Source organism: Streptomyces ipomoeae 91-03 (assembly GCF_000317595.1).
GTDB lineage: Bacteria > Actinomycetota > Actinomycetes > Streptomycetales > Streptomycetaceae > Streptomyces > Streptomyces ipomoeae.
Map to the genome: position 1 here is coordinate 1 of NZ_AEJC01000179.1, position 8,906 is coordinate 8,906.

The window sequence follows — 8,906 nt, forward strand, 5'->3', positions numbered from 1 at the left end:
CTGCCGTCTCAGGGCCGGTCCACGTCCTGCCGCAGCGCGTTGTACTCGGCGAAGGCCGACTCGACCTCGTCGCGGGTCAGGCCGTAGCGGGCCAGGTCGTAGCGGTGGGGGCGGGAGCCCTTGGGGCGGGCGGCGACCTCGGGGAGCCGGGCAGCGTCGGCGTCGGTCCAGCGGGCGCCGACGGCGTCGTACAGCTTCGGGGCGCCCGTGGCCGGATCCGAACCGAGCCAGGAGTACGGGACGTCCACCAGCGCCTCGGAGGGGACGGACGCCCGGACCGCGAGAGCGCGCCGCACGGAGAGGCTCAGGATGTCGAGCCACTGGGCGCCGATACCGTGCAGGTCGACGGTGCGGAGGGCGCCGATCCTGCCCTGCTCGACCAGACTGCAGAACGAGGCCAGGGCGGTCACCGGGTCGCGATGGGTCCACACGATCGTGGCATCGGGGAAGACGGCGCGCAGCGCGTCGAGATTCCCGGTGTGCATGGGGGACTTCAGCATCCAGCGGCGGCGCGGGCGGCCGTACTGGAGGACCTGGAAGACCTGCTTGAGATAGCGGTAGTCGGGGACGAAGTCCCGCGCGAAGTGCCAGGCCTGGTACTTCGGCAGACGGGCCTGGGACATGGGCACGAGGGCGTGCGGCAGGACGAAGGTGCACTCCTCGGGGCCCTCGGCGGTCATGGGGTGGATGTGACGGAACAGCGGGGCGAACCAGTTGATGCCGTTGACCCACCACCGCGCGTTCGTGATCGCCTTGCGCCGCAGTTCGGACGACCGTTCGAGGTCCGGGGCCAGCAACTCCCACAGCAGCGGGCAGCGGTGGTCGTCCGAGAGGGACAGCACACCGTGGGTGAGCGTGGTGGCGGTCCGCGGCAGCCCCACCACGAACACCGGCTTCTCGATGGGCTCCCGCTCGATCGCGGGGTTCTCGGCGATCAGCTGCCGGACGCGGGCCCGGTTGGTGAGATGTCTGCGTATATGGCCCTGTGCGGACTGCCGGCCGACCGGAGACAGGTCGGCGTCGGCCGCCCACTCGCGCAGCAGCGACCGGAAGCCGTCGACGAACTCCTCATCCCCCTCCGCCCGGCCGGACTTGGCGAGGATCCGGTCGAAGACCCGGTCCGGGTCGCGCCGGGAACCCGCCGCCGGCCGGAGTAACAGATTGGCCAGCGTCAGGGAGAGGGGGGTGAAGGACACGGGGTGGCTTCCTTCCGGTACGGCCGGGTACGGCTGCGGCTGCGGTCGGCGCACTCGCGGGACCGCGGATGCCGGGTGTGGTGCGGGCACGGGGTGCTGGGGTGGTGCGCGTGCCGCGGGCGCCGGTGATCATCCTGCCGCCCCGGCGACTTCCTACGTCTCCCGGGGGGTCGCGACGGGGGCCGTGGCCTCCGGCGCCGCGCCCGTCCCCTCGCCGTACCGGGCCCGGAGCTCCGACAGCACCCCGGACGCCGCCGCGACGAGCGGCACGGCGAGGAGCATGCCGAGGATGCCGGCGATCGAGGCGCCCGCCGTGAGCGCCAGCAGGATCGCCGCCGGGTGCATCTGCACGGTCCGGCTGTGGATCATCGGCTGGAACACGTTCCCCTCCAGGAACTGCACCGCCGCGACCACGCCCAGCACCCACAGCGCCGTCACCGGGCCACGGTCGGCGAACGCGACCAGGATGGCGACCGCGCCCGAGAGGAAGGCGCCCAGATACGGGATGTACGCGCCGATGAACACCAGCGCACCCAGCCCCAGGGCGCCCGGCACCTTGAGGACCAGCAGACCGACCGCGATGCAGACGGCGTCGATGAACGCGATGATCGTCGTCCCGCGCATATAGCCCTCGATCGCCAGGAAGGCACGCCGGGCCATCACCTCCAGCGTGTCACCGGAGCCGCGGGGCGCGAACGAGTGCAGTGCGGCGACCGCCCGGTCGGAGTCACGCAGGAAGAAGAACATCAGCGTCAACGCCAGGATGGCCATCGTGATGAACTGGCTGACGACTCCCACTCCGCTGAGCACCCCGGAGGCCGCCGTGCCACCGAACTTGGACAGCAGACCCTTCGCGTTCTTGGCGAGGTCGTCCAGGGAGGTCCCGGCGAAGCCGAAGTCGTCGCTGAGCGACTTCGCGGCGTCCCGCAGCGAGGAGATGATCTGGTCCCCGGTGTCGATCAGCGCCGCCACCACGATGTACGCCGCCCCGCCCATCACCAGGACCACCGCCGCGCAAGTGAGCCCGGCGGCAAGGGACTTGTTGAACCTCATCGCCACCAGCCGCCGGTAGAACGGCCCGAGCAGCGCGGTCCCCAGCAGCGCCAGCAACACCGGCGTGACGGCGGTCTGGAAGGTGATGCACAGCCACACCCCCACCGAGACCACACCGGTGACGAGCAGCGTGAGCGCGCTCCACACGGCGATGTGCCGGGCCGGACCGGGCAGAAAGCCCGACGGGATGCTCCCCGGCCCCCGTCCGGCCACGGCGGGCGCCGGCTCGCCGACCACCACCGGGGCCTGCGGAACCCCCGCGCCGCGTAGCGTCGTACGCGTCCGATGCACCGGCCTGCGCGCCGGACGGCCCTGCCGTCCCCCGCGAGGCTGCCGGCGGGGGTCTCCCGTACGGCTGCTCATGTGCACTCCTGAAGATCACGCTTGGCCGTGGCCGCCATAGCGTAGACCCGGCCGGTCGACGCGATCGGCCCTGGGTGCCCCCGAGTTGGCGCCACGGTCAGGCGCGCAGGTGGGCCACGACCCTTCGCAGCGCCCGGTTCACGGCGTCGCGGGACTCCTGGGTGTGGTCGACGGTGTCGAACGCGTGATGCCCGTCCGGTACGTCGATGACCTCGACGTCGGCCCCGCACTCCTCCGCGGCGACCAGGAACTCCTCCACCGTCGCCGCGATCTCGGCGTTCTCCAGCCCGACCCGGGTCAGCACCACCGGCAGCCGTCCCGCACCGCTCACCGCCGCGGCCGGGCGGAAGCGGGGCTCGACCGCGCCCCAGGAGGGCAGCGGCGCGAGCACGGGATACGACGCCGCCACGCACCGCAGCCACGACGGGGGCTCGGCGAGCGGGTCCGCGAGCAGCAGCCCGCCGCCGGAGAAGTACCACAGGGCGATGCGCTCGGCGTCGACACGCGGGTCGGCCCGCAGCGCCTCGACCGCCTCGGCGATGTCCTCGGCGGCCCGCCCGTAGTCGTCGAGGCCGTGCAACCGGTGGTCCAGCACCGCGCCGACGACGCCCAGGCTCGCCGCGTGGCTGCCGTGGCCGACGAACGCCGGCCAGTCGCGCGGGGTGGGCCGCAGATCGGCGGGGACCGGACCGCCGTGCACGAACAGCACCGCCGGACGCGGGCCGGCCAGGGCTGCCGGCAGGCCGGGCCCAATGGCCTCGCCGGTCTCGTCGGGGAAGTAGAGGTCGAGCCGCCCGATCCGCTCACGGGGCCGCTCCGGTACGTCCAGCGCGAAGGGACGCAGATACGAGGGGGTTTCGGCGGTCGCGGTGATCCGGTGGCCCTCGCCCGCGGCGGCGGCGAGCAGTACGGCGGTCAGCTTCTCGGGGCAGGACAGCATCGGCCAGTGCCCGGTGGCGAGTTCGAAGAAGGTCACCTCGGGCCGGGCGAGGACCTGGAACTGCGGCAGCCCGGTCGCGACCATGTCCTCGACCAGGGCGATGTTCAGTCCGCTTCCCGTGCACAGGACCCCGGTGGTCGGCAGCCCGGCGCCCGCGCCGGAGAGCCGGAGCGGCCGGGTGAGGGTCCCCACCGGCTGTGGCGAGGCGAGCCGGGTCAGGCGGGCCAGCGCCTCGTCCGTCAGCCCGTCGGTGCTGCCCCAGCGTCGCCACTCGTCGGCCGACGCGGGCGCGGGCAGCGACCAGCTGTCGTCCCCGGCGCGGTCGCGCAGTCGCCGGTGCACCTCCTGGTCCGGCACCGACTTGAGTGCCGTGTCACCGTCCTGGGGCATGCCCGCGTCCAGGTACACGATCCGCCCGATCCGCTCCGGCCGACGGTCGGCGGCGCCCAGCACGGGATGGATGCCGTACTCATGGCCCACGATCACCACCTCCGGCGCGGCCACGTCGTCGAGCACCCGCAGTACGTCCGCGATGTGTGTGTCCAGATCGGTGCCGGGACCGGCCTCGCTCCCGCGGTCCCCCATGCCGGTGAGGGTCACCGGATGCGCCTCGGCCCCCGACTCCCGCAGCCCGTCGGCCACTTCGTGCCAGATCCGCGCATCGGTGAACCCCCCCGCCACCAGTACGAACGCCGTCATGAACGCCTCCTCGACCCGTTTTCCTCGACCGTTTTCCGTCCCCACCGGCGGCCTGATCGGCCGCCGTGGTCGCCGGTACGGTAGGAACTCCCCCTGAGGGAGGTTCAAGTCGTGTCCGCAGACGAGTTGTGGAGCATCGGGGAGCTCGCCGAGCACGCGGGCGTCACCGTGAAGACCGTCCGCTTCTACTCCGACCGCGGCCTGCTGCCCGAGGCCGCCCGCAGCGCCGGCGGCCACCGCCGGTACGGCCGCGAGGCCGTCGACCGGCTCCGCCTGATCCGTTCTCTGCGCACGCTCGACCTGCCGGTGGGCGCCATCGACCGAGTCCTGGGTGAGGAGGACGGGCTCGACGACTCCTTGGAGAACGCGATCACCGGGCAGTTGAAGGCACTGGACTCCCAACTCGCCGCCCTGCGCTGGCGGCAGGCCGCACTGCGCCTGGTGCGGGACTGCGCCGCCGAGGAGCGAACCGCCCGGCTACGGCTGATCGGCGCGTTCCTCGACGGCGCGATACCGCCGGACACCACCGCCCTGGCCCGCTTCTGGCGCCGTGTACTGCCCCTGCGGCTCCCGGCCCGGCAGGTGGCGTGGATCCTCGACGCCGCCGTACCGCAGCCGCCCGCCGACCCCACCCCGGACCAGGTACTGGCCTTCGCCCGGCTGCACGCCCTCGTCACGATGCCGTGCCCGCCGGGCCACGACTGGCGACCACCACCGCCGGAACGGGACCCGGAGTACCGGCCGACCGTCCTGTACGACGGCCTGGGCGAGGCCTACGCCCTGACCGCCCCGGCCCTCACCACCGGGCAGGCACCCCACGAGGGCGAGGCCCTCGACTGCTTCGTCTCCGCCTACGCCCACGCCCATGGAGCCCGGGACACCCCGGACTTCCGCCGAGCGTTGAGCCTGCGGCTCGGCTCCGCGGGGCACCCTGTGATGGCCCGGTACTGGGACCTGGCCGACGACCTGGCCACCCCCGACACCCCTACGCTGGGCGCCGCCCAGACCTGGCTCCAGACGGCCTTGAACGCCCACGTCGCCGTACGGTGCGCCCATTAGCTCGGGTGGGTGCGTCGTACGGCGACTGCGGGTGGTGCGTGGTCGCTCGCGCGGTTCCCCGCGCCCCTTACGGGGCGCGGCGGCACCTCGTAACCGCCGGGCTGCGGAACTCCCGTCGGCCGGCCGCACCCACCGGTGCCCTACTCGGCGATCGGCAGCGACACCCCGTCCCGCAGGAACACCGGGATACGGTCCAGCGGGGCGTCCACGGTCACCGACGTACCGCCCTCGTACGTCTCACCCGTCCACGCGTCCGTCCAGCTCGCCCCCGCCGGAAGGTACGTCGTCCACCTCCTGGCCCCCGCCTCCAGCACCGGCGCGACCAACACATCCCGCCCGAACAGATACGCGTCGTCGACGGACCAGGCACGCTCGTCCCCGGGAAACTCCAGGAACAGCGGCCGCATCACCGGCAGCCCCTCCTCATGGGCCTCCCGCATGACGTCCAGCACATACGGCTTCAACCGCTCCCGCAGCCGCAGGTACCGCTCCAGAACGGCCCCCGCCTCCTCCCCGTACGACCAGACCTCGTTGGGTCCCCCGGTCATCGCGGGCCCGAGCGGCATACCCGGCTCACGGAACCCGTGCAGCCGCATCAGCGGCGAGAACGCGCCGAACTGGAACCAGCGGACCATCACCTCGCGGTACGCGGGGTCGTTCGGGTCGCCGCCGTGGAAGCCGCCGATGTCGGTGTTCCACCACGGGATGCCGGACAGCGCGGTGTTGAGCCCGGCCGCGATCTGGCGCCGCAGGGTCGGGAAGTCGGTGCCGATGTCACCGGACCACAGCGCGGCACCGTAGCGCTGACTGCCCGCCCACGCCGAACGGTTGAGGGTGACGATCTCGTCCTCGCCGGACGCCTTCAGCCCCTCGTAGAAGGTGCGCGCGTTCTCGGCGGGGTAGATGTTGCCGACCTCAAGACCGGGGCCCGCCCAGTAACGCAGGTTCTCCTGGAACCCCGGCTTGATCTCCGGCTCGCAGGCGTCCAGCCAGAACGCCTTGATCCCGTACGGCTCCAGGTAGTTGTCCTTCACCCGCGACCACACGAAGTCACGGGCCTCGGGGTTGGTGGAGTCGTAGAAGGCCACCTGGACGGTGGAGGCGACCTCCTTGTCGGGCCAGTCGGCGTGCGCCATCGGGCCGTACTGGGTGCCGATGAAGTAGCCGCGCTGGTCCATGACCGGGTGGTTCTCGGAGAGCGGGGAGACGGACGGCCACACGGACACGACCAGCTTGATGCCGAGCTCGTCCAGCTCACGGACCATGGCCGCCGGGTCCGGCCATTCGCTCAGGTCGAACTTCCACTCGCCCAGGTGCGTCCAGTGGAAGAAGTCGCAGACGATGACGTCGATGGGCAGGTTCCGGCGCTTGTACTCCCGTGCCACGGCGAGGAGTTCGTCCTGGGTGCGGTAGCGCAGCTTGCACTGCCAGAAGCCGGCCGCCCACTCGGGCAGCATCGGCGTACGGCCCGTCACGGCGCTGTAGCGGCGCTGTGCGTCGGCCGGGTCGCCCGCGGTGATCCAGTAGTCGATCTGCCGGGCCGAGTCCGCCACCCAGCGCGTGCCGTTGCCGGCCAGCTCCACGCGGCCGATCGCCGGGTTGTTCCACAGCAGGGTGTAGCCCCGGCTGGAGGTCAGCACCGGGATGCCGACCTCGGCGTTGCGCTGCACCAGGTCGAGCACCAGGCCCTTCTGGTCCAGCTGCCCGTGCTGGTGCTGCCCGAGCCCGTACAGCTTCTCGTCGTCGTACGCGGCGAAACGCTGCTCCAGGCGGTGGTAGCCGTTGCCGACGGCGGTGTAGAGGCGCGAGCCGGGCCACCAGAAGTGGGCGCGGGCCTCGGACAGCAGCTCCCTGCCGTCGGCCGTGCGCGTGAAGCGGACCATGCCCTCGGCGTCGACCTCGACGGTGAGTGAGCCGACGGTCAGCCGCCCCGTCCCGTCCTCGATCTTGACGCTGCTCTCGGTGCTCTCCGGCTCGTCGAGCAGCGCACCCGGCAGCCCGTCGAGCACCGGACCGCCGAGGCGGGCACGCACCCGGACCGCGTCAGGGCCCCACGGCTCGATCCGCAGGGTCTCCTGGCGTCCGCTCCACTCCAGGGCGCCGTCCCGCTCACGGAACGTACCGACGGTGGGGGAGGACTGGGCGAGGCTGACCGCGCCCGTCGGGGTCTGCTGCTCGGCGTGCTGATTCACGAGGCGGCTCCTGGAAGGGAGGAGAGACGGCACGCCCGGCTCGGCTCGGGTGGGCCGGGCGGTGGGGAGGGAGGAGGTAGGAGGGAAGAGCGCAGGGAGGCGGTCGGAGCTTCCCCGACTGCCGTACGAGGTGGGGGCTGGACACTGCCGGCGGGGCTGCGCCGACGGCCCGGTGGCGGGCTCTGCCGGTGGCCCCGGTCGCGCGTGTGCTCGGTCGGCTCGGTCGGTCGGCTCTGTCAGTGGTCTCCGGGGGCGGACTCAGTCGGCGGCGGACACCGGCCCCGTGCTCGCGCGGACCGTCAACTCGGGGGCGAGCAGCGTCACTTCGTCGGTGTCCCGACCGTCCAGCTTGGCGATCAGCTGCTCCACGGCCCGTCGGCCCATCTCCTGGGCCGGGATCGCGACGGAGCTCAGCCGCACCGAGGCCTGCACCGCGACCTGCTCGGGGCAGATGGCGATCACCGAGACGTCCTCGGGCACCGCCCGCCCCTGCTGGCGCAGCAGCGCGAGCAGCGGCTCGACCGCGGATTCGTTCTGCACCACGAACCCGGTCGTGCCGGGCCGCTCGTCGAAGATCCGGGCCAGGGTCGCGGCCATCGCGTCGTAGCCGCCCTCGCAGGGCCGGTGCAGTACGCGCAGGCCCAGCTCCCGGGCCCGGGACCGCAGCCCGTCGAGGGTGCGCTCGGCGAAACCGGTGTGCCGCTCGTACACCGCGGGCGCCTCGCCGATGACGGCGATGTCCCGGTGGCCGAGCATCGCCAGATGCTCCACGCACAGCCCGCCGGTCGCCCCGAAGTCGAGGTCGACGCAGGTCAGACCGCTGGTGTCGGCCGGCAGCCCGATCAGCACCGACGGCTGGTCGGTACCGCGCAGCAGCGGCAGCCGCTCGTCCGAGAGTTCCACGTCCATCAGGATCATCGCGTCGGCGAGCCCGCTGCCGGTGACACGGCGCACCGCGTCGGGGCCCTCCTCGCCGGTGAGCAGCAGCACGTCGTAGCCGTGCGTGCGGGCCGTGGTCGCCACCGCTATGGCGATCTCCATCATCACCGGGACGTACATGTCGGTCCGCAGCGGGACCATCAGGGCGATGATGTTCGACCTGCTGCTCGCCAGGGCCCGGGCCCCCGCGTTCGGGTGGTAGCCGAGCTCGCGGATGCTCCGCTCGACCCGCTGCCGGGTGCCCGCGGAGATGGACCGCTTGCCGCTGAGGACATAGCTCACCGTGCTCGCCGAGACTCCGGCGTGCTGGGCGACCTCGGCGAGGGTGACCATCCAGCTCTCCAAGCGTGTTTAAGCGCTTCGACAGCGCGCGTTCTCTGAACAGGGGCGAGTGAGGGTGGCTCGACAGTAGCTTGGCGGTGGGTGGCTGTCCATAGGTTGTCGAAGCGCTTCGACTCCGTCGGT

At 72.4% G+C, this 8,906-nt stretch carries 6 protein-coding genes; 1 reads left to right on the plus strand and 5 read right to left on the minus strand.

All coding sequences use genetic code 11. The features are described 5' to 3' along the window. Positions 1-8: 8 nt before the first annotated feature. The 3 genes from STRIP9103_RS11690 to STRIP9103_RS11700 all read right to left on the minus strand — a co-directional run bounded on the left by STRIP9103_RS11690 (position 9) and on the right by STRIP9103_RS11700 (position 4,251). Positions 9-1,196 carry a sulfotransferase family protein gene (locus tag STRIP9103_RS11690; protein WP_009308581.1) on the minus strand — a complete coding sequence of 396 codons (1,188 nt, stop codon included), beginning with the start codon at positions 1,194-1,196 and terminating at the stop codon, positions 9-11. A 153-nt stretch (positions 1,197-1,349) separates the two neighbouring features. Next, the gene (locus tag STRIP9103_RS11695; RefSeq protein ID WP_374005523.1) at positions 1,350-2,612 is read right to left on the minus strand and encodes an AI-2E family transporter; all 1,263 of its coding nucleotides are present in this window, start codon (positions 2,610-2,612) and stop codon (positions 1,350-1,352) included. Between the two features lie 97 nt (positions 2,613-2,709). Beyond that, entirely contained in the window at positions 2,710-4,251 is a 1,542-nt protein-coding gene (locus STRIP9103_RS11700; RefSeq protein ID WP_009308587.1) for an alpha/beta hydrolase, read from the minus strand. Positions 4,252-4,362: 111 nt separating this feature from the next. On the opposite strand from STRIP9103_RS11700, the gene STRIP9103_RS11705 reads away from it, so the two are divergent. Continuing rightward, positions 4,363-5,310, plus strand: a complete 948-nt coding sequence (locus tag STRIP9103_RS11705) for a helix-turn-helix domain-containing protein (RefSeq protein ID WP_009308585.1) — start codon at positions 4,363-4,365, stop codon at positions 5,308-5,310. A gap of 140 nt (positions 5,311-5,450) precedes the next feature. Here STRIP9103_RS11705 and STRIP9103_RS11710 read toward each other — a convergent pair whose 3' ends face one another. Further along, complete coding sequence (locus STRIP9103_RS11710) at positions 5,451-7,502, minus strand: glycoside hydrolase family 31 protein (RefSeq protein WP_009308580.1); 2,052 nt, start codon at positions 7,500-7,502, stop codon at positions 5,451-5,453. Positions 7,503-7,760: 258 nt separating this feature from the next. Then, on the minus strand, positions 7,761-8,774 hold the full coding sequence (locus STRIP9103_RS11715) for a LacI family DNA-binding transcriptional regulator (RefSeq protein ID WP_009308589.1): 1,014 nt from the start codon (positions 8,772-8,774) through the stop codon (positions 7,761-7,763). Between the last annotated feature and the right edge of the window lie 132 nt (positions 8,775-8,906).